The following is a 20,050-nucleotide window of genomic DNA, read 5'->3' on the forward strand; positions in this document are numbered from 1 at the left end:
GAGCCGGCATCACACCGGCTATCTGGATCAAGACATACCCCGCAACCCAGCAGAGGGCAAGAAGAACTGACGGGCAATCGGATTTCAACGCAAAGGCGCAAAGACGCGGAGGGGAACGCCCGCCGATCACGCGGATCGCGCAGGTGGTGGCGCCCCAAAGGACAAGGAGGGGGGGGGCTGCGAAACACGCTAAAGGCCCGAAAAGGATCCCCCCCTTCGCGTCTAGTCGCGGTTCCCTCATCTGCGTCCATCTGCGTGATCCGCGGGTTCCACTCCGAGGTTCAGCATCTTCGCCGAGGGGCAGCTCGGAGAAACCACGGATGAACACGGATGGGCATGGGTGCTTCCTGCCTTGCTATTGACGGTGTAATACAAACCTTGTATATTCTCCTTGAAACAAAGGGAGAAGCCATGAGCGCAGTAACCGTCAATATTTCATTTGAGAGTAAGCTGTTGAATGAAATCGACCGGGTGGCGAAGGAAGAAGCCCGGAGCCGGTCCGATTTTGTGCGCGAGGCCGCCAGGGCGTATATCGAGCGCCGCGAGCGTTGGGCCGGACTCCTTGCCCTGGGGCGGGATAGGGCGAAAGCCAGAGGGCTGACCCCCGAGGATGTGGCCGGCGAAATCCGGGCCTGGCGCAGGGAAAAGGCCCGGAGCTCATGAGTCCGCCCCGACTGGTCGTGGATTCCAATGTGATTATCTCGGCGGTCTTTTTCGGCGGGCCTCCGGCGCGGGTGCTGCAGCAGGTGATAGGAGGCGCGGCGGCGGCTTTCATATCCCTGGAGATCCTGGACGAGATTCGCGAAGTAGTTCAGCGGCCCAAGTTCGGGTTGACACCGGAACAGGCCCTGCTTTTGATCCAGGAACTGACCCATGTCTGCCGCGTGGTGGAGCCGAAGACGGCCGTTCAGGAGATCAAGGACGACCCGGATGACAATGCCGTGCTGGCGTGCGCCCTCGAAGCGGGGGCTGCCATCATTGTGACCGGCGATGCCCACCTGCTGAATCTTAAAGAATGGAAAGGCATCCGCATTCTTGCTCCGGCGGAGGCGTTGAGCGAAATGGATTGAATTCGCTGCCTTTCTTTCTTTATCGAATATCATCCGCGTGATCCGCGCCTCCGCTTCCTCCGCGTCTTCGCGCCTTTGCGTTAAAAACGGAACCACGGATGGCACAGGGGAGGATGTATGCCCGCCTCCGTGTCCTTGGGGTTAACCATTCGTTGAATTCAGGAGCGTGTTGGGATAGACGCGAGTACGCCACTCCTCGCCCCATGCTCCCCCCGGCTCGCTATTCTTCCCCAAGGGCTTCCAGGTCGGCAAGGTCTTTCTTCCTGCCACTGGCTCGCTTATTCACGGTATACTGCCGAAGGCCGATATAGTGAACAGGAACCTCGCCATAGGTTCCCTGAACCTTGCCGGTATTGGCTTCTTCCCATGAGACTCCCGTGATGGAGGTGATCAGATCTATTCGGACCGGGGGCACCCCCAGTTGGACCACCTGGTCCGGCTTTAGAAAGTCATGCTCCGATAGAGCCAGCGAGCCAAAGCCAAAGCGCTTCAGCGCTTGAAGAATCCGTGCGGCATTTTCTGCGCCGGGCCGGACAAGGATATCAAGGTCTCCGGTAAAGCGCGGCGCACCGTGGAAGGCAAGGGCATAGCCCCCGACGATGAGATACTCAACCTTGAGTTCGTTGAATAATTCGAGCAGTTCTTTGAAGTCTGGCTGCACTTCCATGGGCTTCTCGTCGCAAGAGTTCAACCGCATCGATTCGTTCCGCGGCAGGACGGCTCCGCCAGTACTTGAGATCGTCAAGACAGGATGCTTCCCGCAATGTCCTGATGGTTGCCACTTTCATTATCATGGGTATAGTATACCTTCAGTGTCGGCGACAAGCCAGCCCTCTCCTGAATCCGCGCGTAAGGCGCTTTGGCTGTACGGCAAATCGGTCTGCTCGCCGCAGCCTACGCGGCGGTCGGGGCCGACCGCCCTCCAACAAGAATCATCTCGTGAGTCTCGATGACCCTTCGTGGAGGGCGACGGGCCTCCGTCGCCGCCATCCCAGGCGTCTTGCCCATGCTCCCATGATCTGTCCGAGGGCTTAAGCGAGGATTTGGGCCTCTGTGCTCGCGGCCATGCTCCTTGCCTGTTACGGCCCGGTCCGGGACCGGATCTGGTAGAACCCGCGCCCCTCAACGCCGACGACGGAGTCGGTGAAGGTGATGAAGTTCGCGCCGACGGGCAGCGTGATGTTCGTGTTCACCGGCACGGTGAAGCCCTCGGTGCCCAGCATCAGGTTGCTGCTCCACCACACCTCGTACCAGCGGTTGCTGATCGCCGGCCAGCGCAGTACCGCACCACCGCCAGCGCGGCGTTGGTGACGGAGATGTCGCCCGGGTTGACCTTGTACTCCGCCGTGCCGGAGATCGGCAGGTTCGTGTTCGGCGCGTTGATCTCGCCCCAGTCGTGCGCCCAGGCGGGCGTGGCGAATTTCATCTGGAACGAGCGGTTGGTCAGCGTGAAATCGCCCTGCCAGGTGTTGTTGGCGATCAGGGTCAGCTTGTGGGTGGTGGTGTTCCAGCCGTTGAACGAACCGGCGATGTTCACCTCGGAGTAGGCGGAGGTCTGGGCGCGAACCGGGCCGGCAGTCCCGCATAACACGGCAAGCGACCAGAAGAATGCTGAACGAATCAGGTCAAGCGCTTTTCCGGACATTCGTTTCATGGTCCCTGTCCCCGTAGAGTAATATACCCCAAGCGTTCCGCAGTGGTAGAGCCGGCGTCACGTCGGCTATCTGGATAAAGACATACCCTGCAACCCAGCAGAGGGCAAGAAGAAGTGACGGGCAAACGGATTTCAACGCAAAGGCGCAAAGACGCGGAGAGGAGGATGCCCGCGGATTACGCGGATTAACGCGGATGGGGATCTGAAGGAACATCCGTGAAATCCATGATATCCGTGGTCCATTTTTTTAACGCAAAGGCGCAAAGGCGCGGAGGGGAAGACGTAAGGAGGTGCAGGACGTAACAGAATCTAGTCTTTCAGCTTCTTGAGAATATGCCGGGCCAAGTACTCCTTGATTTCCTGATGGCGGGGTACGGGTTGACACGAACCGGTCTGCGGATTCTGATACCAATCGTGACGACCCCCTTGGCGGATGAGTACGCACCCCATGGCCTCAATGGCCTGAAGCAAGGTTCGCCTTTTCACGCAAGCTGGAGCTCCCCGACATGTTTCACATTGGGGATGGCCCCGCCGGTCAAATCGGAATACAGATCCTTGAGGTTGTCCTTTAACTCTTCCAGGGAGACGCCTTGAGTCTGGTAATCTGGGAATTCCTCGATGTAGCCCAGCCACATCTCTTCATCTTGCCAGTATATGAATCGGACATTCTTCATACCGGAAGTCTAGCCCGCGGCCCCAAGGGATTCAAATCCTTCTTTTTCCCCAAGCGCGCTATTTCCCGTGCAAAGACGCGGAGGGGAATGCCCGCGGATGACGCGGATGAACGCGGATGGGGCCTCCGCGGAATCTGCGTGATCTGCGGGTTCTCGTCCCTGTCTTCTTTGCGTACTTGGCGCCTTGGCGTTTCATACCGAATCCGGGTGAAGGCGGGTAGATTTCGGGCTCGCAGGAGCTCGCCCCTCCATGATTCCTGCCACTGGAGGGCGGAGCTCCCGCCTTCGCGCAGGGGCTACGGCGGGCAAGCTTGCGACGCCGTTCGTACCGCCTCTCACCCGTACCTGGTATCATTCCTGCATTTCGTGGTTTCTCTTTCCGCTTTCCTTCGCTACCGTACCCCGCATTCTTTTTTCAACGGGAGACGATCATGGCCAGAGAACGCAAGCCCGCCGCCGCGGAGACCGCCGAGAGCATGGCGCAGAAGCAGCGGGAGATTTCCGTCTCGGAATTTTTCCTGAAAAACCGGCACCTGCTCGGGTTCGACAGCCCGCGCAAGGCGCTGCTGACGGCGGTGAAGGAAGCGGTGGATAACTCGCTGGACGCCTGCGAGGAGGGCGGGATCCTGCCGGAGATCGGCGTGGAGATCGTCCAGGTCGCCGACGACCGGTTCAAGGTGAGCGTCACGGACAACGGGCCGGGCATCGTGAAGGCCCAGATTCCCCGCATCTTCGCCAAGCTGCTCTACGGCTCGAAGTTCCACCGCCTGCGCATGTCCCGCGGCCAGCAGGGCATCGGCATCAGCGCGGCGGGGATGTACGGCCAACTGACCACCGGCACCTCGACCCGCATCCTGTCCAAGGTCAAGGGCTCGAAGAAGGCCCACCACATGGAGGTGCAGATCGATACCCGGGCGAACAAGCCGGCGATCCTGACGGACGAGGAGGCGGAGTGGCTGCCCGTGTTCACCCCCGTGGACGCCGAGGGCCGGTCCGGCAGGGCCATCGAGTACAAGCACGGCACCTGCGTGGAGATCGTCATGGAGGCGGCCTACGTCCGCGGGAGGCTCTCGGTGGACGAGTACCTCAAGCAGTGCGCGATCGTGAACCCGCACTTGCAGCTGCATTACCGGCTGGCGCTCCTCAAGAAGGACGCGAAGCCTGTAGCCGGCTTCGTTGAAGCCGGCCAGAAGTCGGGGGCGCCGGGGTCAGCGACCCCGGCTACAGGGTCGCCTCCGGCGACGGAAGCCTTCACCTACGCCCGCGCCGTCAACAAGCTGCCTGTCCCGCCGACGGAGATCAAGCCGCACCCGCACGGGGTGGAACTCGGCCTCCTGATGCAGATGCTCAAGGGGACGGCCGCGCGGACGCTGCGGTCGGCGCTGACGACGGATTTCTCGCGCGTGGGCGACCGGTCCGCGCTGGAGATCTGCGGGCGGGCGGGGCTGAACCCGAAGGCCAACCCGACCCGCATCGCGCACCAGGAGAGCGAGGCGCTCTACAAGGCGATCCAGGACACGAAGCTCATGCGGCCGCCGACGGACTGCCTCTCGCCGATCGGCGAGGCGCAGATCCTCGCGGGCCTGAAGAAGGAAATCGCGGCGGACTTCTACACGGCGGTCACGCGCGATCCGGAGGTCTACCGCGGCAACCCGTTCCAGGTGGAGGTCGGCCTCGCGTATGCGAAGCCGGACCCGAAGCAGGAGATCGGCGCGGATGAGCCCGTCCGCGTGATGCGTTTCGCGAACCGCGTGCCGCTCCTGTACCAGGCCGGCGCCTGCGGCATGACCGAGGCGGTGGGCGACGTGAACTGGAAGACCTACGGGCTGGCCCAGCCCAAGGGCGGGCTGCCGGTCGGGCCGATGGTGATCCTTCTGCACATGGCGAGCGTCTGGGTGCCGTTCACGAGCGAGAGCAAGGAGGCGGTGGCGCACTACCCGGAGATTCTCAAGGAGTTCACGTACGCGCTCCAGGAGTGCGGGCGGCAGCTCTCCGTGTACTTGAGCCGGCGGCGGCGCCAGGCCGAGGTCGAGCGCAAGCGCAGCTACATCGAGCTGTACATCCCGCACCTGGCCCTGGGCCTGCGGGAGATCCTGGCCTTCGACGAGCGGAAGGAGAAGCAGGTGATCCAGAAGCTGGGGAAGATGCTGGAGAAGACGCACTTGGATGTGTAACGCCAAACCGCGGAGAGGGGGAGTTAACGCAAAGGCGCAAAGACGCGGAGAAGGGGGGGGAGATGACGGAGAATGAAATCAGTCAAGTGATTATAGGATCGGCTATCGAAGTGCACAAGGTGATGGGTGGACCCGGTCTTCTCGAAGACGTATACGAAGAAGCCCTCTGTTACGAAATGCCCATCCGCGGCCTTCAGGTGGGCCGGCAGATTGATGTCCCGTTGATTTACAAGGGACACCGACTGGCCAAACCGTTGACCCTGGATGTTCTGGTCGAAGAGAAAGTAATCGTGGAATGCAAGGCGGCCAAAGAGATTCATCCCGTTTTTGAAGCGCAGTTGTTGACCTACTTAAGATTGACAGGATTGAAGTTGGGCCTGCTGATCAACTTTGGCGAGACCTTGGTGGCCCAAGGCATCCGCAGGGTGGTAAATGGACTATAATACAAAGATTTTTACGCAAAGGCGCAAAGACGCAAAGTGCGCGAGAAGGTTCAATCTGATTGCGTTTCCCATCACCTCAACGTTCCTCTTTGCGTCCTTTGCACCTTTGCGCCTTTGCGTTAAACATCCGGAGAAATGACGATGGCGAAATCGACGAGTCAGGGCGGCGGGCCGGACGTGGTCTCGAAGAAGGCGGCGTCGGCGCGGATCGTCCGCGTGGCGGAGACCGTGTACGAGGACGTCACGAAGAAGAACCGCAAGCCCTCGATGAAGTTCCCGGTGCGGTCGCTGGCGAACGTGAAGTACGACGTCAAGCGCGGCCACTTCGAGATCCTGAACCGCGTGGCCACGCGGACGCTCTCGTACAACACGGTCAAGACGTTCGCCCAGTCCATGCGGCTGCTCGCGACGACGAAGAACGACCTGCTGGACAAGGACGACATCGCGGGCAAGCGCGAGATCTACTACAACAGCAAGAGCTGGGGCGAGTGCCGGTTCAACGAGCAGCCGGAGAGCGACACGCTGCTCGACGACATCGAGGCCATGCTCGAGATCAACCGCGAGCAGCTCGGCTACATCCCGGAGGAGCACGGCGGCGAGGTGTGCGGGCCGCTGGTCGTCATCGACCGCGACCCGGCCACGGGCAAGGACATCCGGATCGACTGCACCAAGCTGGGGACCGGCGCATGGAGCATCCCGTCGCGCGTCGAGCACCTTCGGTTCCAAAGCAAGGCGAGGTTCGTGCTGGTGATCGAGACCGCCTCGCTGTTCCAGCGCCTGGTGCACCACCGCTACTACGAGAAGGGGAACTGCATCCTCATCTCCATGAGCGGCGTGCCGACGCGGGCGTGCCGGAGGTTCATCCGGCGGCTGGCGGACGACCAGAAGCTGGCGGTCCTGGCGTTCACCGACGGGGACCCGTACGGCTACTGCAACATCTACCGCACTCTCAAGGTCGGGTCCGGCCAGGCGGCGCACATCAACCGGTTCTTCTGCGTGCCGCAGGCGCACTACCTCGGCGTGACGCCGTGGGACATCAAGGAGTTCAAGCTCGAGGACGCGACGCACCCGTTGGAGGAGGCGGACATCAAGCGCGCGAAGGACGCGCTGAAGAACGACCCGTTCATCCGGCACCACAAGGAGTGGCAGCAGGCGCTGGAGCACATGCTGGCGCTGGGCGTGCGCGTCGAGCAGCAGGCCTTCGCCAAGCACGGGCTGAACTTCGTCCTCGAGGAATACCTGCCGCGGAAGCTCAAGAAGGCCAAGTTCCTGCCGTAGAGCACGGGTGGAGGGCCGGGATCGGCGATCCCGGCTACAGGGCTGTTCTTGTAGCCGGGATCGGCGATCCCGGCTACAGGGTTGTTCTTGTAGCCGGCTTCGGTGAAGCCGGCAGGCCGGTTACGGGAAATCAATCCAGCCCTGATAAGGCCAATCCTCCGCCCTCCTGACCAGGCCCGCTCGGACCGGATTGTCCCTGACATACAACCACTTTTCGCTGCGGCTTTCCTCGGAGCGAAGAACGTGATCGAAGAACTCCGCCTGCCATATCGGGGAGAGAAAGCCGCGATCGCGAACGAGACGTTTGCTGGTCCATTGCTTCCATTGTCGCATGAAGTCCGAGAGCGTCTTGTCCGCGCTCACTGGAGAACAGAAGAAATGAACATGATCGGGCATAATCACGTACCGTCCTATGGCCCATCGATGCCTGGGCAGGGCCTGACCCCATTCATGCAGAAGGATGGCGCCCGCGTCGCCATCGGCCAGAAAGGCGCGGCGGCCGTGTGTGCACGTCGTAATGAAATACACGGGCTGGCCGGCATAGATTCGCTCCAAGCGGCGCAGGTGCCCGTGGCATGGCGTGGTCGGCAACAGGTTCTTTTCCATTGTATGCTCGAGATTATGAGCCGGGAGCGACGATCAGCCGGGATCAGCGATCCCGGCTACAGGATCGAGGCATCAATGGAAGAAAGGAGAATGAGGCGGAAAATTCCACGGAAAAGATTCCTGTAGCCGGCTTCGATGAAGCCGGCAGGCCGGGACCGGCGGTCCCGGCTACAGGGTTTGCAGCAAGCGGTTCTTGTAGAGCTGGCGGACGAGCTCGACGTCGAGGGTGTGGCCGGCCTTGTAGGAGACCACGCGGCCGACGAACTGGCCTTCCTCGATCAGGGCGAGGGCGGCCAGCAGGTCCAGGGCCGCGCGGTGCCAGACGGCCTCGAGCGACTTGCCCTCATGGACTAGGCGGGGCTCGTTGTAGTATTCGCGCCGCCCCGCGATCAGCAGGTTTTTCTTGGTGTACCCGAGGTTCCGAATGTCGGCGAAGATGCGGCCGATGGTGCGGCAGTAGATCATTTTCACGCCGGACGAGTTGGTCCGCGCCTGGGCGCCCTGGCGGAACAGCTCCGGGGTGACGTGGAATCGCAGGCGCTGCCGGCCGATGGCGGTCTTGAAATCGATGGCGCAATCGAGATGCAGGGTGGGGCGGGCCGGATCGGCGGGCGGGGCCAGGGCCACGAAGCTGCCGTTCGCGCTGCAGACGCAGACCGGCTCGCGGACCGTGACCCGGCGCGCCGGGGCGTCGACCTCGCGCCAGCCGGCCTTTTCCACGGCCTCGACCAGTTCCAGGCTGCCGCGGTCGAACAGCGGCGGGTCGCCGGAATCGATCCGGACGAGCACGCTGTCCAGACCCAGCCCGACCTTGAGGGCCACGATGTGTTCGACCATACGGACGTAGTTGTGCGGCGGGCCCGCGCGCAGGACGATGTTGCTTACGATGTCGCCGGTGGTCCAGACATTGCGGGCGGATACCGCGAAGGGCAGCACGTCCTTGAGGTCCGACCGCTCGAACCACCAGCCGGGCAGGTCCGTGGGCTCGAAGGTCACCGTGCGCGTGTGTTTCCCCCTGAAGGTGCCGGGGCCCTGGACCGTGACCGGCCCGGCGAGCGTGCGCTGTCGCCTCGGGGCGCCGACGACCGCGGGGGCGGCGGGGAGTTCCAGGTCCACCGGCTGCCGGGAAAAGAGTTCCCAGGCCCGGGTCATGTCCTCGGGCTGGCCGGCCAGTAGTTTGCCAAAAGCTGCTTCCGCCATGTGCCTCATCCTTCCGGTTCGCGCGCAGTCTACGGCAGGGAGGGGAAGGCTGACAAGCGGATTGGCGGGATTCGCAGCCATTCTCATCCTGGGCAGAACAGCAGGCTCATAGCGCCTGCTGTACGAAAGTACAGCGGGGGCTACGAACCCGCTGTGATTCGGGCGCCGATAAGCGGCAAAAGTAGAATGGCTGCGGGGTTCAGGCGCTGTCGGCCACCGGCTCGGGCCGGCCGGCGTTCCGGTCGCCGTTGCGGTATTGCTGCATCACGCGGTCGCTGCAGTCCGGGCAGACGCCGTGGCTGACCTGCGCGAGGCGCCGGTTGGAGAAAAAGACCTCGAAGTGCTCCCAGGCCCGGTCGGCGACGTGGACCTTGCGGCAGTACGAGCAGATCGTCACGGAGCCGCTGCGCCGCACCTGCCAGTGGCGGACGACCGGGAGCAGGGCCAGCAGGCCCATCGACAGGATTCCGGAGGCCAGGAAGCCGGCCTGGGCCAGGCGGGATTCAATACGGGGATCCGCGAAGAACCGGCAAGGCCACTCGCATGCCACACAGGCCCACACGAAGCCGGCGGCCACCAGGATGCACAGCGCCTGCCACAGGAACATCCGGACCGGGGAGTAATTCGGGATCTTCGCCGGTTGACATTGGACGCCGTTACTCATTCCATGTATAAATAACGCCGTTCGGGCGGAAAAGTTAAACCCGCCCGGGCATGGTTCAGGCGGGCCGCGCGGCGGTAGAACAGAGCCTCATGTCGGGGCGTAGCTCAGACTGGCAGAGCGTCAGCTTTGGGAGCTGAAAGTCGCTGGTTCAAATCCAGTCGCCCCGACATGGGGCTTTTCTTGTTTCCGCCGCGGGGTCGCTGGTTCATTTCGCGCGGCGAGGGTAGCCGCGCGGAAAGGCTTGAGCGCAGTGAAAGCCCCGAGCCAGGCGAGGGCCAGTGGCCCGGGCGGGCCGCGCAGCAAATCCAGTCGCCCCGACATGGGGCTTTTCTTGTTTCCGCCGCGGGGTCGCTGGTTCTTTACGCACGCAGGCGGATGGACGCGGCGACGGACTTGAGGAAGTGGCCGGAACGCAGCGTGTCCCATCCCTGCTTGAGCAGGCGGAGGGGATGGGTTTCGACGGTCCGCAGGACCGCCTGCATTTCGGAGTCCAGCGGGGTGATTCGTTCCGAGCCGCCCCAGACGGCCTGCGGACGGGCCGTGTTCCAGGGATCGCAGGCCCAGCGCGTCCAGGCCTCGAGCGGCGGCGGTAACCCCGTCCGGACGTCCGCGCAGATCGGGGCTTCCAGCCGGCAGGGGAAGGCGCGCAGGGAGTATGCCGGGAAACCGAGGGCCCGGAGCCTATGTATGGCCCGGCGACCGGCCCCCGGCGGTTCTTCCGGACCGCCCAGCCACAGCTCGGCCTGCGGCTCGATCCCGTACTGCCGGAGCAGCAGGAACGTCCGGGCCAGTTCGTTCTCGTCGAGGGCGCAGCCGTACTTGAGCAGGTTGGCCCGGTCGCACGAGGGCAGCAGGAACACGACCCGGCGGCACAGCGAGAGGCGCATCTGGTCCATCGTGTCGGGAGACAGGAGCGTGGGAAGCAACTGAAGGGACCAGGGGATGACGTTGCGCACCTGGGCCAGGGCGGCGCACCACTGGTCCAGGCGGGCGGGGGTCCAGATGCCCGGGGGATCATCCAGGAAGACCTCGGCGACGCCCTTGTCCGAGGCCTTCTGGAGGCAGGACGCCAGGCGATCCATGCGCCAGGACCGGAGCGGCTCCGAGGCGAGGCCCCACGCGCGATCGGCCGGGCAGCGAGTATGGCCGCGCGTCAAGCGGACATGGATGCTGCATCCCCCCGAACCGGGCAGCCCGGCATACGCGGCTATAAATGGCTCGTGCCAGTCGGGCAGGGTCAAGCTGTTGAGATCGTTGAGCCAGCGGGCTTCCCGGGCCGGGCTCCCGCGGAACAGGAGGCCGGGCACGTGCTGCAGGCGGGTCTCGACGGTGAAGAAATCGAGCAGGCTGTGAAGGATGGGTTCCGGGTCGCCCGCCAGCACATAATCCACGCGGGGCAGGTCCATCGCGGCTTCCGGGAACTCGGATGGGTGCTGGCCGCACAGGCCGACCGGGAGCGAGGGAAAGGCGCGCTTGAGAATGTTGATCAGGCCCATGGCCTGGCCCAGCCCCTCGGTGGTCGTGTTCACAATCACCACCACCGGATCCGCCACCTTGCGGACGGCCGCCACAAGTTCGGTTTCCATGGACGTGAAAAACCGGGCATCCAGCAGCGTGGCGATGTGCCGGGAGCGTTGGGACAAGTGGGTCTGCAGGCACATCAGGTCCCACGGCGGAAGCAGGGGATGCGCGTTGAATCCCGCCGGGCCACGGGGCGGCACGGGCGGCACGGCTTCCGGCGGCTGGATCAGCAACACATTCACTTGCACAAGGCTCCGGGGATGAGCAATATGACGGCCAGGGCGAAAACAGCCATCCCCCGGCCCTGGTCGGGCCGGGGGCAAATGTAATACGAAGCCTGCGAACATGCAAGTACTGGACTGCGACATCCTCGTGATCGGCAGCGGGCTGGCGGGCCTCATGACGGCCCTGCGGCTCGGTCGGCAGGCCCGCGTGATCCTGGCCACCAAGCGGGCGGTCGAGGAAAGCAACACGGCCTACGCGCAGGGCGGGATCGCCTGCGTCGTGGATCCGGATGACAGCCTGGAAGAGCATGTGCAGGATACGCTGGGCGCCGGCGCGGGGCTGTGCCGGGAGCCGGTGGTCCGGGCCCTGCTGGCGGAAGGGGCGGCCGGCATCCGGGATCTCGAGGCCTGGGGCGTGCGCTTCGAGCGGCGGCAGGGCCGTGAGGAGGAGTACGACCTCGGCCAGGAGGGCGGCCACTCGCGGCGGCGCGTCCTGCACGCGGGCGACATGACCGGCCGGGAAATCATCCGCGCGCTGGTCGAGCAAGCCCGGGCTTGCCCGAACATCGAGATCCGGTCCGACCTGATGGCGATCGACCTGGTGACCACCGGCTGGCTTCATCACCCCGGCCCCAACCGCTGTATCGGCGCATACCTGCTGGACCGGCGGGCCGGAAATGTTCTCTCCATCCGGGCCGGCCACACCGTGCTGGCCACCGGCGGGGCGGGGAAGGTGTACCTCTACACGAGCAACCCGGACACGGCCACGGGCGACGGGCTCGCGATGGCATGGCGGGCCGGCCTGCCCATACTGAACCTGGAGTTCGTCCAGTTCCATCCCACGTGCCTGTACCACCCGGAGGCCAAGTCGTTCCTGGTCAGCGAGGCCGTGCGCGGGGAGGGGGGCGTGCTGGTCAACGCCGGCGGCGAGTCGTTCATGGAGAAGTACGACGCCCGCGCTTCGCTGGCGCCGCGCGACATCGTGGCGCGCGCGATCGACCAGGAGATGAAGACACGCGGCGATTCCTGCGTCTACCTGGACATCACGCACCGCTCCGAACGGTTCCTCCGGCGGCGCTTCCCCAACATCTTCGCCACCTGCCAGCGCTTCGGGATTCACATGGCCCGCGCGCCCATTCCCGTCGTGCCCGCGGCCCATTACTTCTGCGGCGGCGTGGAGGCCGGGATCGACGGGCGGACCGCGCTGCCGGGCCTGTCCGCGTGCGGCGAGGTGGCGTGCACGGGGCTGCACGGCGCCAACCGGCTGGCCAGCAACTCGCTGCTGGAGGCCCTGGTCGCCGCCCGCCGGACCGCGGAGACGGTCCTCGCCGGCGGGGCGCCGATCCGGCCGCCGCGCGAGGAGATCCCCCCCTGGCAGTCCGGGGCGGCCGTGCCCAGCGACGAGGGCATCGTGGTCGAGCATAACTGGAACGAGGTGCGCACCGCGATGTGGGACTACGTGGGCATCGTCCGCACCGACCGCCGCCTGGACCGCGCCCTGCGCCGGATCCGGAATTTGCGCCGCGAGATCCGCCAGTATTACCTGGACTACCTGATCACGCCCGACATCCTGGAACTGCGCAACATCGCGGACGTCGCGGAGCTGGTCGTCCGGTCGGCCCGGTGCCGGAAGGAGAGCCGGGGCTTGCACTACACGCTGGACTATCCGCGCCCCGACTCGGGCCGGCCGGCGGGCGACACGCGCATCCAGGATCAGCCCGGCGGGGCGGTCGGGGATCGGCTGGACTGACTTTCGCGGCCGGCCTCGATCGCGCGCTCCACGAAGAAGGTCAGGCAGCCCAGCACGAACAGCACCGTGGCCACCCAGAGGCTGATCGCAAGGATGATGCCGCCGGGCCCGATGCGGCCGTCGGCGTCCCGGAGCAGGTTGGTCAGCAGGAGGCCCGCCAGGATCGCCGCGAGGCTGCGCTTGAGATACCGGAGGAAGAGCTCCCAGCGCTGCCGCCGCGGGCTCATGATCGCCTGCGGGTTTTGCGACCGGACCAGACGGTGCAGCGGGATCCCGGCCAACAGGGCATAGAAGACAGCCTCCTCGGCCGCCGAGGGCGCGTGCCCCAGGTCGCCCAGGGTGACCCACATCATGACCGCGGTCACGATCACGAACCCGGTTTGCAATACAAAAAGGAGAAGGGGAAACCAGGCATCCGCGGCGGCGTCCGGGCCCGGGTGCGCCACGGACGGGAGCCGGGCGGCGCCCCCGAGCACCAGGTGCAGGCCCAGGGCCGTGCCGAGCGCGCTCCACAAGCCCGGCCCCGGCGCGGACCGCGCCGCGAACATCATCGCCAGCGCCAGGCCCACCGGGATCAGCCCGAGCCAGTGTGCGCGGGCGATATGCTGCGGGCAGGTGTCCGAGGACGGGCGATACTCGGAAAAGACGTCCATGACGCCTTCTTATCTCCCGGCCGGCGCGGCCTGTCAACCCCGGCCGGCGCGGAAACGATGGATTGTCATTCCGAGCGAAGCGAGGAATCTCAAACGTTTTTTCACGACCCCGGACGGTTGGACGGTTTTCCAGTTCGCCCGGTCATGGTACAGTGTCCCTATGAACGACCAGGACCCGGACTTGGAGGAGCCCCGCTGGATCGCCTGGGCGCGCGAGCTGCAGGCCGTGGCCCAGAACGGGCTGCATTACACGACCGCCGGGTTCGACCGCCAGCGGTACGAGGCCGTGCAGCGCATCGCGGCCGAGATGTTCGCGGTCCAGTCGGGTAGCGACACCCGCCGGGTCTTGGACCTGTTCCGCGGTGAAATCGGCCACGCCACGCCGAAGGTGGACATGCGCGGCGCCGTCTTCCGCGACGGGCGGCTCCTGCTGGTCCGCGAGCGGCGGGACCAGCTCTGGACCCTTCCCGGGGGCTGGGCCGATCCCAACGAGATGCCGACCGAGGCCATCGAGCGTGAGATCCGCGAGGAGGCGGGCTATCGCACCCGGGCCGTGAAGCTGGCCGCCGTCTACGACCGGTGCCGACAGGGCGCCATCCCGCCGTACCCGTACCACGTGTACAAGATCTTCTTCCTCTGCGAACTGCTGGGCGGCGCGCCGGTGGACAACATCGAGACCGACGCCGTGGACTTCTTCGCGGAGGACGCCATTCCGCCGCTCTCGATCCCGCGGGTCAATCCGCGCCAACTCGCCCGCCTCTTCGAGCACCACCGGAATCCGGCCCTGCCCGCCGATTTCGATTGAGCCCGAAGTCGGAAAAATGAACCGCTAGACCCCTGCGGCCTTGTGCCGCAGGTGAATCAGGTTGGCGGGTTGCCGCACGAGCCGCCGAACTGACTCACCCGCCAGGCAAGCTGGCGGGGGTCGAGGGGAAATGTGCGGTGGGCCAAAAAAACCGCCCTCCCGCGGGCGCGGAAGGGCGGTGGAATTCCTGACGTGTCCGGATCAGAACGCACGGCTCAACGTCACGCCGCCGTACACGGCGTCTTTTTCGCCGTAAACCGCTTCCGCCGCATCCTCGATGTCGCCGTCCAGGAGCATCACGTACTGGAGGGTGCCGGCCAGGGAACAGGTCTCCGAGAGCGCGTAGGTGAGTCCGGCGGAGAGGTTCAGGTCGTTCAGCGCGGCGCTGTCGTTTACGATGGCGTCGCCTTCCTCGCCCTCTTCCGGGGAGAAGCTGAAGTAATACTCGTTGTAATCCGCGCCGCCGAAGCCCAGGGATGCGCCCAGGTCCAGCGAGAGCTTCTCTTCCATGAAGGCCAGACTGTGCCCGATGGCCACCTGCGCGTAGAAGTCCTCGACCTCATCGAAGTCGTAGAACAGCGTGACGGAGGGGGCCAGCAGGACGTCCGCCTCGGCCGTCAGGAACAGCTCGCCGGTGTTCTCCGCCGTCTTGAGGACATAGTCCACGATGCCGACCTCCAGGCTGGCCGTTTCCCCCAGATCGCGGCTGTAGGAGACGGTGAGGTCCACCTCGTTGAACTCGCCCTGGTTGTCCAGATTGTCCGTCAGGTCCATGTTGGCCCACGTGTTGAACGAGAGCCCGCAGGGGCCCGAGACGGTCAGCGACGGCTGGAACACCGGCTCGTCGTTCAGAACCTGCCCGCGCCACACGTAGTGCGAGAGGACGCCCAGGCCCAGTTCCGCCTCCGCCGCCCAGCTTCCCATGGCGGCAGCCAAAACCACGACCAGCGCCACGCCTGCCTTCATCATGCTTTTCTTCATCGCGTATGCTTCTCCTGTTTTTTATCCTGTGTACCATGCTCCCGGTGCGCCCCGGCCCGACCACGGCTTTCTCCGTGCGCGACCCTGGCTCCGGGCCCGGCCAGGCACATGCAATCCCCATGCCACCCGGCCGCCTCCATCGCACCGATTATCCCTGTTATGACAGGTATGGCAATAGAATATGATTAAACCAAAAAGTTGATCGAAAAATTATAAGTAACAATAATGAGTGCACACTAAATCCATAATGACAATACTGTAACTTTAAATAAAACCGACTGCCGTTGCACGAGGGCGAGGTGGCGGGGACCGGACTCGGTGGAAGGGCGAAAAAGGGCTGGTCAACGGCGGCTCGCTTTTCTAGGCTGCTTTTGAGAGGTGGAAGCCCTGATCGGCACGCCTCTTCCGGCACGCGGTGCTCCGGAGAAAGAGGCTATGAAGACAGGCCGGTGGATAGGCATCGCGGTGCTGTGGGAATGGGCCCGGGTCGTCGCGCTGGCCGGCCTGGCCCCCGGGGAGACTTTGATGCCAAGCAAGGTGGAAACCATGATTACATTGCCGTCGCCGGTGGCCGAGCGTCATTGCGAACTCAATCACGCCCTGCAGTTCCGCCGATCCACGCGGGAATTCAAGGACGAGCCCATTTCGCTGGCCGAGGCCGGGCGCCTTCTCTGGGCGGCGCAAGGTGTCACCAGCCTGGGCGGGTTCCGGACAGCGCCTTCCGCCGGGGCCTTGTATCCCCTGGAACTCTATCTCGTCGCCGGCCGGGTCAGCGACCTCGAGGCGGGCATTTACAAGTACGAGCCGACCAAGCACGGGCTGGTCAAAACGATGAGCGGCGACCAGCGTACCAAGCTGGCTGCGGCCTCGCTCGGACAGCTCTGGATGAGCCAGGCTGCGGCGATCCTCGCGTTCAGCGCCGTGCCGGAGCGGACCACCCACCGGTACGGGGACCGCGGGCACCGCTACGTCTACATGGAAGTCGGGCACGCGGGCCAGAACGTGTCGCTGGAGGCGGTCGCGCTCGGGCTCGGCACCGTGGTCGTGGCGGCCTTCTCCGACGACGAGGTGCGGAAGGTCCTAGGGCTCCCGCACGGCGAAGAGCCGCTCTACCTGATGCCCGTGGGCCGGAAGTAAGCGAGCGCATGGCTAGGCCCCGGTCATCCCCCAGGAAGAAACCCGCCCGGCGCCGCGCGCCCCCCGCGGGCCGGACGATCCTCTTCGTCGCTTCCGAGTGTGCGCCGTATGCCAAGGTCGGCGGCCTGGCGGACGTTGTGGGGGCCCTGCCCAAGGCGCTGCTCCGGATGGGCCACGAGGTCCGCATCGTGCTGCCCCTGTATGCCTCGATCGACCGCGCGCGCCACGGGATTCGGTTCCTGCAGACCTCCTGCGTGCACATGGGCAACGGCGAGGAGCAGTGGGTCGGCGTGCACGAGGCGACCGCGGACGGCGGCGTGCCGGTCTGGTTCGTGGACTACGACCGGTTCTTCGGCCGGCCGGGATTGTACGACGAGGCCGGCGGCGAGTACGGCGACAACGCGTTCCGCTTCGCCCTGCTGTCCAAGGCCGCGACGCAGATCTGCAAGGACACCGGCTTCATCCCGGACGTGGTGCACGCCCACGACTGGCCCACGGCCCTGGCGCCCGTCTTCCTGAAAACCTGGGACCGCATCCTCTCGCCGTTGTCGGCGACGGCCTCGGTGCTGACGATCCACAACATCGGCTACCAGGGCGTGTACCACGCCAGCGCCTTCCCATACATCGGCGTCGGCTGGGAGCATTTCGCGCCCGATCGCTTCGAGGACCACGGCCAGGTCAACCTGCTCAAGGCGGGTGTCGCCTTCGCCGACGCGCTGACCACGGTGTCCCCCGCGCACGCGAGCGAGATCCTGGACCCGGTCGGCGGCATGGGCCTGGCCCCGCATCTCTCGGCCCGCCGCGGGGAACTCACCGGCATCCTGAACGGCGCCGACTACGAGCATTGGAACCCGGAGACGGACCCGTTCATCCCGGCCCACTATTCCCTGAAGGACCTCTCCGGCAAGGCCGCCTGCAAGGCCGACCTGCAGCACCGCATGGGCCTCGCGGCGCGCCCGGACTGGCCGCTCTTCGGCATCGTGTCCCGGTTCGCCCCCCAGAAGGGGTTCGGGCTTCTCGCGGAAGGTCTGCCGGAGGCCCTCAAGCAGATGCTCTTCCAGGTCGTGGTCCTGGGCACCGGCGATCCCTGGATGGAAAATTTCTTCCGCGCGCTCTCCGCCGCCTGGCCCGGCCGCGTGGCCTGCCACATCGGGTTCTCCAACGAGTTGAGCCACTGGATCGAGGCGGGCTCCGACTTCTTCCTGATGCCGTCCCTCTACGAGCCCTGCGGCCTCAACCAGATGTACTCCATGAAATACGGCACGCTCCCGGTCGTGCGGGCGACGGGCGGCCTGGACGATACCGTGGAGAACTACAACGAGAAGACCGGCGCGGGCACCGGCTTCAAGTTCTGGGAGCCCGCCGCGTCGGCCGTCCGCGACACGATCGGCTGGGCCGTCTCCACCTGGTTCGACCGCCCGCAGCACATCGAGCGCCTGCGCCGGAACGCCATGCAACAGGACTTCTCCTGGGCGGCCTCGGCGGCCGAGTACGTCAAGGTCTACGAGCGCGCCATCGCCGCCCGGCGAAGGGGCTGACCGTCAGCGCAGATTGTACCGGCCGGGCGCAATGATTCCGTTCGGATCGAGGACGCTCTTCAGGTCGCGCGCCGTTTGCCAGAACGAATCCGACTCGTCCAGGATGAGGTCCATGGACTGGCTGCCGACGCGATACGGGGGGAATCCGCGCCGGATGAATTCCCTGGTCAACTCGTCATTGCACGCGTGCGCGGCGGCGGTCCGCTCGGCGGAGTTCCGGTCAAACGCCAGGTTGATCACGCACTCCATCGCCCGATCGTCCACCAGGTTCAGCGTGACGAACGGCGTGAAACCATGCTTTTCGAATACGAGCGTGGTCAGGTCCATTCCTTCGCGCACCCGAGCGCCTTCCGCCGGCAGGAAGGGTACGCAATACAGGAGTCCGCAGTGCCCCTGGTCGGGATCGTCGCGCTCCGAGGAGGAGTTCTGCCCCAAAGGCCAGCTCACGCTCAACATGGGGGCATCCGTGGGCACGCCGCGCGCCAGGCCGTAGAGCGGTTCGGCGGCCTTCAGGATGGCGCGCTGCCGGCGGACCCACGGGATCCATGTCAGACGGGATGAAAGCCGGTCTGCCCAGGACAGGACCCGGTCCGTCATGAAGAGGGGCCGGCAGAGTCCGCGCAGGCGCCGGCGTATGAGCCCGCGTGCCTCCCGAAGCTGTCCCGGCAGGCCCGGGATGCCCGCCACGGCGCTCCAAGGGCCGAACCCCTGCTGTTCCAGCAGGTGCTCGGCTGTGCGTCGGCGTTCCGCCTCCGGGGCCTTCATCCACGTGGACAGTTCGCGGTATACAAGCGGGGCCATGGCGATCCGGGTGCGGTGCCGGTTGCCGATATGGGCGACGGCAGTCAGCACTCCGTCCCTCCGCAATTCCGTGAGCGCCTCGACGAAGGGGGCCAGGTGTTCTTCGCGCTTGATTCGGGCGATCAGGACCATGCCGGCGGCCGGGACTGGCCGGAGATCCACGGCGGCGGAGGTGACGATCCCGAAGTTGGACTGGAAGAACAAGCCGTCCAGCGCCGGGCCGATTCCGTGGCGATACAGGTGGGGGGTCAATGCCGAGGCATAATGACCGAAGCCTGTGCGGAGGACCGAGCCGTTTCCGAGCACGATCTCCATCCCGGAAAGACTGTCCGCCTTGCTGGAGAAGTACCCGATGCCGCGTTCCAGGGCGTTGCCGATCAGGCTGGTATCCGCCGCGGAACCCGTCACGTTGAGCTGCAGGGCAAGGCCCTGTTGCCGCAGGTGCTCGTAGAGCTGCCGCTGGGTTACGCCCGGCTCCACGACGGCATAGTGATACCGCGCATTCACCGCACGGATGCGATTCAACCTCGAAAGATCCACGATCACGGTCCCGTCCCTCGGCGGAAGCCGGGAGCCCAGGCCCCAGTTGTGGCCGCGGCTGATCGGGTAGAGGGGGATGTCGCGGGCATTGGCGATTTCGACGATCCTGCGCACCTGCCCGGTATCCGAGGGCCGGAGGACGGCGGGGATAGAGCGCCGCAGGCCGCTGACGTTGGCCTCGTACGCCGCCCGCTCGGACGGTTGGTCGAGGACTTGATCAGCCCCCAGCGCCTCGCGCCACTCGCGCAACGCCATCGACAGGTTTTCCGCGATCATCGTGCGCGAGCCAGCATGTAGAAATGTCTCCGGCTTGTCCAGACGATCCCGTTTTCTCATC

The 20,050-nt window shown here is 65.2% G+C and carries 21 protein-coding genes and 1 tRNA gene; 10 read left to right on the top strand and 12 right to left on the bottom strand.

Annotated features, from left to right (window positions below; all coding sequences use genetic code 11):
* The first annotated feature begins 411 nt into the window (after positions 1–411).
* On the top strand, positions 412–663 hold the full coding sequence (locus KA248_09475; protein ID MBP7830133.1) for a ribbon-helix-helix protein, CopG family: 252 nt from the start codon (positions 412–414) through the stop codon (positions 661–663).
* The gene (locus tag KA248_09480) at positions 660–1,070 is read left to right on the top strand and encodes a putative toxin-antitoxin system toxin component, PIN family (GenBank protein ID MBP7830134.1); all 411 of its coding nucleotides are present in this window, start codon (positions 660–662) and stop codon (positions 1,068–1,070) included. The genes KA248_09475 and KA248_09480 overlap by 4 nt, the downstream gene beginning before the upstream one ends.
* Before the next feature lie 220 nt (positions 1,071–1,290).
* On the opposite strand, the gene KA248_09485 is transcribed toward KA248_09480, so the two are convergent.
* From KA248_09485 to KA248_09505, 5 genes are all read right to left on the bottom strand, one after another.
* Positions 1,291–1,737 carry a hypothetical protein gene (locus tag KA248_09485; protein MBP7830135.1) on the bottom strand — a complete coding sequence of 149 codons (447 nt, stop codon included), beginning with the start codon at positions 1,735–1,737 and terminating at the stop codon, positions 1,291–1,293.
* A 412-nt stretch (positions 1,738–2,149) separates the two neighbouring features.
* The gene (locus KA248_09490; protein ID MBP7830136.1) at positions 2,150–2,293 is read right to left on the bottom strand and encodes a hypothetical protein; all 144 of its coding nucleotides are present in this window, start codon (positions 2,291–2,293) and stop codon (positions 2,150–2,152) included.
* Positions 2,293–2,661 (bottom strand): hypothetical protein, encoded by a 369-nt coding sequence (locus KA248_09495; protein ID MBP7830137.1) that lies wholly within the window; start codon positions 2,659–2,661, stop codon positions 2,293–2,295. Before KA248_09495 ends, KA248_09490 begins: the two co-directional genes overlap by 1 nt.
* Positions 2,662–3,033: 372 nt before the next feature.
* Positions 3,034–3,210 (bottom strand): type II toxin-antitoxin system HicA family toxin, encoded by a 177-nt coding sequence (locus KA248_09500; protein ID MBP7830138.1) that lies wholly within the window; start codon positions 3,208–3,210, stop codon positions 3,034–3,036.
* A complete protein-coding gene (locus KA248_09505; GenBank protein ID MBP7830139.1) occupies positions 3,207–3,398 on the bottom strand; it encodes a type II toxin-antitoxin system HicB family antitoxin in 192 nt (63 codons plus the stop codon). The genes KA248_09500 and KA248_09505 overlap by 4 nt, the downstream gene beginning before the upstream one ends.
* A gap of 431 nt (positions 3,399–3,829) precedes the next feature.
* Between KA248_09505 and KA248_09510 the strand changes: the two genes are divergently transcribed.
* The 3 genes from KA248_09510 to KA248_09520 all read left to right on the top strand — a co-directional run bounded on the left by KA248_09510 (position 3,830) and on the right by KA248_09520 (position 7,293).
* Positions 3,830–5,572 (top strand): DNA topoisomerase VI subunit B, encoded by a 1,743-nt coding sequence (locus tag KA248_09510; GenBank protein MBP7830140.1) that lies wholly within the window; start codon positions 3,830–3,832, stop codon positions 5,570–5,572.
* A 62-nt stretch (positions 5,573–5,634) separates the two neighbouring features.
* Positions 5,635–6,015, top strand: a complete 381-nt coding sequence (locus KA248_09515; protein ID MBP7830141.1) for a GxxExxY protein — start codon at positions 5,635–5,637, stop codon at positions 6,013–6,015.
* A 141-nt stretch (positions 6,016–6,156) separates the two neighbouring features.
* Entirely contained in the window at positions 6,157–7,293 is a 1,137-nt protein-coding gene (locus tag KA248_09520) for a DNA topoisomerase IV subunit A (protein ID MBP7830142.1), read from the top strand.
* Positions 7,294–7,413: 120 nt separating this feature from the next.
* On the opposite strand, the gene KA248_09525 is transcribed toward KA248_09520, so the two are convergent.
* The 3 genes from KA248_09525 to KA248_09535 all read right to left on the bottom strand — a co-directional run bounded on the left by KA248_09525 (position 7,414) and on the right by KA248_09535 (position 9,763).
* On the bottom strand, positions 7,414–7,899 hold the full coding sequence (locus tag KA248_09525) for a transposase (GenBank protein ID MBP7830143.1): 486 nt from the start codon (positions 7,897–7,899) through the stop codon (positions 7,414–7,416).
* Positions 7,900–8,067: 168 nt separating this feature from the next.
* Positions 8,068–9,099, bottom strand: a complete 1,032-nt coding sequence (locus KA248_09530; GenBank protein ID MBP7830144.1) for a UDP-3-O-acyl-N-acetylglucosamine deacetylase — start codon at positions 9,097–9,099, stop codon at positions 8,068–8,070.
* Positions 9,100–9,298: 199 nt separating this feature from the next.
* Positions 9,299–9,763, bottom strand: a complete 465-nt coding sequence (locus tag KA248_09535; GenBank protein MBP7830145.1) for a hypothetical protein — start codon at positions 9,761–9,763, stop codon at positions 9,299–9,301.
* A gap of 93 nt (positions 9,764–9,856) precedes the next feature.
* Here KA248_09535 and KA248_09540 point away from each other — a divergent pair.
* Positions 9,857–9,930: transfer RNA gene (locus KA248_09540), tRNA-Pro, on the top strand.
* A gap of 192 nt (positions 9,931–10,122) precedes the next feature.
* On the opposite strand, the gene KA248_09545 is transcribed toward KA248_09540, so the two are convergent.
* The gene (locus tag KA248_09545; GenBank protein ID MBP7830146.1) at positions 10,123–11,526 is read right to left on the bottom strand and encodes a hypothetical protein; all 1,404 of its coding nucleotides are present in this window, start codon (positions 11,524–11,526) and stop codon (positions 10,123–10,125) included.
* A gap of 103 nt (positions 11,527–11,629) precedes the next feature.
* Here KA248_09545 and nadB point away from each other — a divergent pair, with 103 nt between their 5' ends.
* Complete coding sequence (gene nadB / locus KA248_09550; GenBank protein MBP7830147.1) at positions 11,630–13,258, top strand: L-aspartate oxidase; 1,629 nt, start codon at positions 11,630–11,632, stop codon at positions 13,256–13,258.
* Here the strand turns inward: nadB and KA248_09555 are convergent.
* The gene (locus KA248_09555; GenBank protein ID MBP7830148.1) at positions 13,222–13,911 is read right to left on the bottom strand and encodes a hypothetical protein; all 690 of its coding nucleotides are present in this window, start codon (positions 13,909–13,911) and stop codon (positions 13,222–13,224) included. The genes nadB and KA248_09555 overlap by 37 nt on opposite strands.
* A 160-nt stretch (positions 13,912–14,071) precedes the next feature.
* Between KA248_09555 and KA248_09560 the strand changes: the two genes are divergently transcribed.
* Positions 14,072–14,716, top strand: a complete 645-nt coding sequence (locus tag KA248_09560) for an NUDIX hydrolase N-terminal domain-containing protein (GenBank protein MBP7830149.1) — start codon at positions 14,072–14,074, stop codon at positions 14,714–14,716.
* A gap of 201 nt (positions 14,717–14,917) precedes the next feature.
* Here KA248_09560 and KA248_09565 read toward each other — a convergent pair whose 3' ends face one another.
* Entirely contained in the window at positions 14,918–15,697 is a 780-nt protein-coding gene (locus tag KA248_09565; GenBank protein MBP7830150.1) for a TorF family putative porin, read from the bottom strand.
* A gap of 525 nt (positions 15,698–16,222) precedes the next feature.
* On the opposite strand from KA248_09565, the gene KA248_09570 reads away from it, so the two are divergent.
* Both KA248_09570 and glgA read left to right on the top strand, forming a co-directional pair.
* Positions 16,223–16,834, top strand: a complete 612-nt coding sequence (locus KA248_09570) for a SagB/ThcOx family dehydrogenase (GenBank protein MBP7830151.1) — start codon at positions 16,223–16,225, stop codon at positions 16,832–16,834.
* A gap of 8 nt (positions 16,835–16,842) precedes the next feature.
* Positions 16,843–18,372: a glycogen synthase GlgA gene (glgA, locus tag KA248_09575; protein MBP7830152.1), complete on the top strand. Its 1,530-nt coding sequence runs from the start codon at positions 16,843–16,845 to the stop codon at positions 18,370–18,372.
* 3 nt (positions 18,373–18,375) lie between these two features.
* On the opposite strand, the gene KA248_09580 is transcribed toward glgA, so the two are convergent.
* Positions 18,376–20,049 (bottom strand): FAD-binding oxidoreductase, encoded by a 1,674-nt coding sequence (locus KA248_09580; protein MBP7830153.1) that lies wholly within the window; start codon positions 20,047–20,049, stop codon positions 18,376–18,378.
* Between the last annotated feature and the right edge of the window lies 1 nt (position 20,050).

This window comes from Kiritimatiellia bacterium (assembly GCA_018001225.1).
GTDB lineage: Bacteria > Verrucomicrobiota > Kiritimatiellia > CAIQIC01 > JAGNIJ01 > JAGNIJ01.

What these genes read in the sequence shown, in the direction of transcription:
- KA248_09475 (MBP7830133.1), top strand. Translation starts at nt 412, where the DNA reads ATGAGCGCAGTAACCGTCAATATTTCATTTGAGAGTAAGCTGTTGAAT.
- KA248_09480 (MBP7830134.1), top strand. Translation starts at nt 660, where the DNA reads ATGAGTCCGCCCCGACTGGTCGTGGATTCCAATGTGATTATCTCGGCG.
- KA248_09485 (MBP7830135.1), bottom strand. Translation starts at nt 1,737, where the DNA reads ATGGAAGTGCAGCCAGACTTCAAAGAACTGCTCGAATTATTCAACGAA.
- KA248_09490 (MBP7830136.1), bottom strand. Translation starts at nt 2,293, where the DNA reads ATGCTGGGCACCGAGGGCTTCACCGTGCCGGTGAACACGAACATCACG.
- KA248_09505 (MBP7830139.1), bottom strand. Translation starts at nt 3,398, where the DNA reads ATGAAGAATGTCCGATTCATATACTGGCAAGATGAAGAGATGTGGCTG.
- KA248_09510 (MBP7830140.1), top strand. Translation starts at nt 3,830, where the DNA reads ATGGCCAGAGAACGCAAGCCCGCCGCCGCGGAGACCGCCGAGAGCATG.
- KA248_09515 (MBP7830141.1), top strand. Translation starts at nt 5,635, where the DNA reads ATGACGGAGAATGAAATCAGTCAAGTGATTATAGGATCGGCTATCGAA.
- KA248_09520 (MBP7830142.1), top strand. Translation starts at nt 6,157, where the DNA reads ATGGCGAAATCGACGAGTCAGGGCGGCGGGCCGGACGTGGTCTCGAAG.
- KA248_09525 (MBP7830143.1), bottom strand. Translation starts at nt 7,899, where the DNA reads ATGGAAAAGAACCTGTTGCCGACCACGCCATGCCACGGGCACCTGCGC.
- KA248_09530 (MBP7830144.1), bottom strand. Translation starts at nt 9,099, where the DNA reads ATGGCGGAAGCAGCTTTTGGCAAACTACTGGCCGGCCAGCCCGAGGAC.
- KA248_09535 (MBP7830145.1), bottom strand. Translation starts at nt 9,763, where the DNA reads ATGAGTAACGGCGTCCAATGTCAACCGGCGAAGATCCCGAATTACTCC.
- nadB (MBP7830147.1), top strand. Translation starts at nt 11,630, where the DNA reads ATGCAAGTACTGGACTGCGACATCCTCGTGATCGGCAGCGGGCTGGCG.
- KA248_09555 (MBP7830148.1), bottom strand. Translation starts at nt 13,911, where the DNA reads ATGGACGTCTTTTCCGAGTATCGCCCGTCCTCGGACACCTGCCCGCAG.
- KA248_09560 (MBP7830149.1), top strand. Translation starts at nt 14,072, where the DNA reads ATGAACGACCAGGACCCGGACTTGGAGGAGCCCCGCTGGATCGCCTGG.
- KA248_09565 (MBP7830150.1), bottom strand. Translation starts at nt 15,697, where the DNA reads ATGAAGAAAAGCATGATGAAGGCAGGCGTGGCGCTGGTCGTGGTTTTG.
- KA248_09570 (MBP7830151.1), top strand. Translation starts at nt 16,223, where the DNA reads ATGCCAAGCAAGGTGGAAACCATGATTACATTGCCGTCGCCGGTGGCC.
- glgA (MBP7830152.1), top strand. Translation starts at nt 16,843, where the DNA reads ATGGCTAGGCCCCGGTCATCCCCCAGGAAGAAACCCGCCCGGCGCCGC.
- KA248_09580 (MBP7830153.1), bottom strand. Translation starts at nt 20,049, where the DNA reads ATGAGAAAACGGGATCGTCTGGACAAGCCGGAGACATTTCTACATGCT.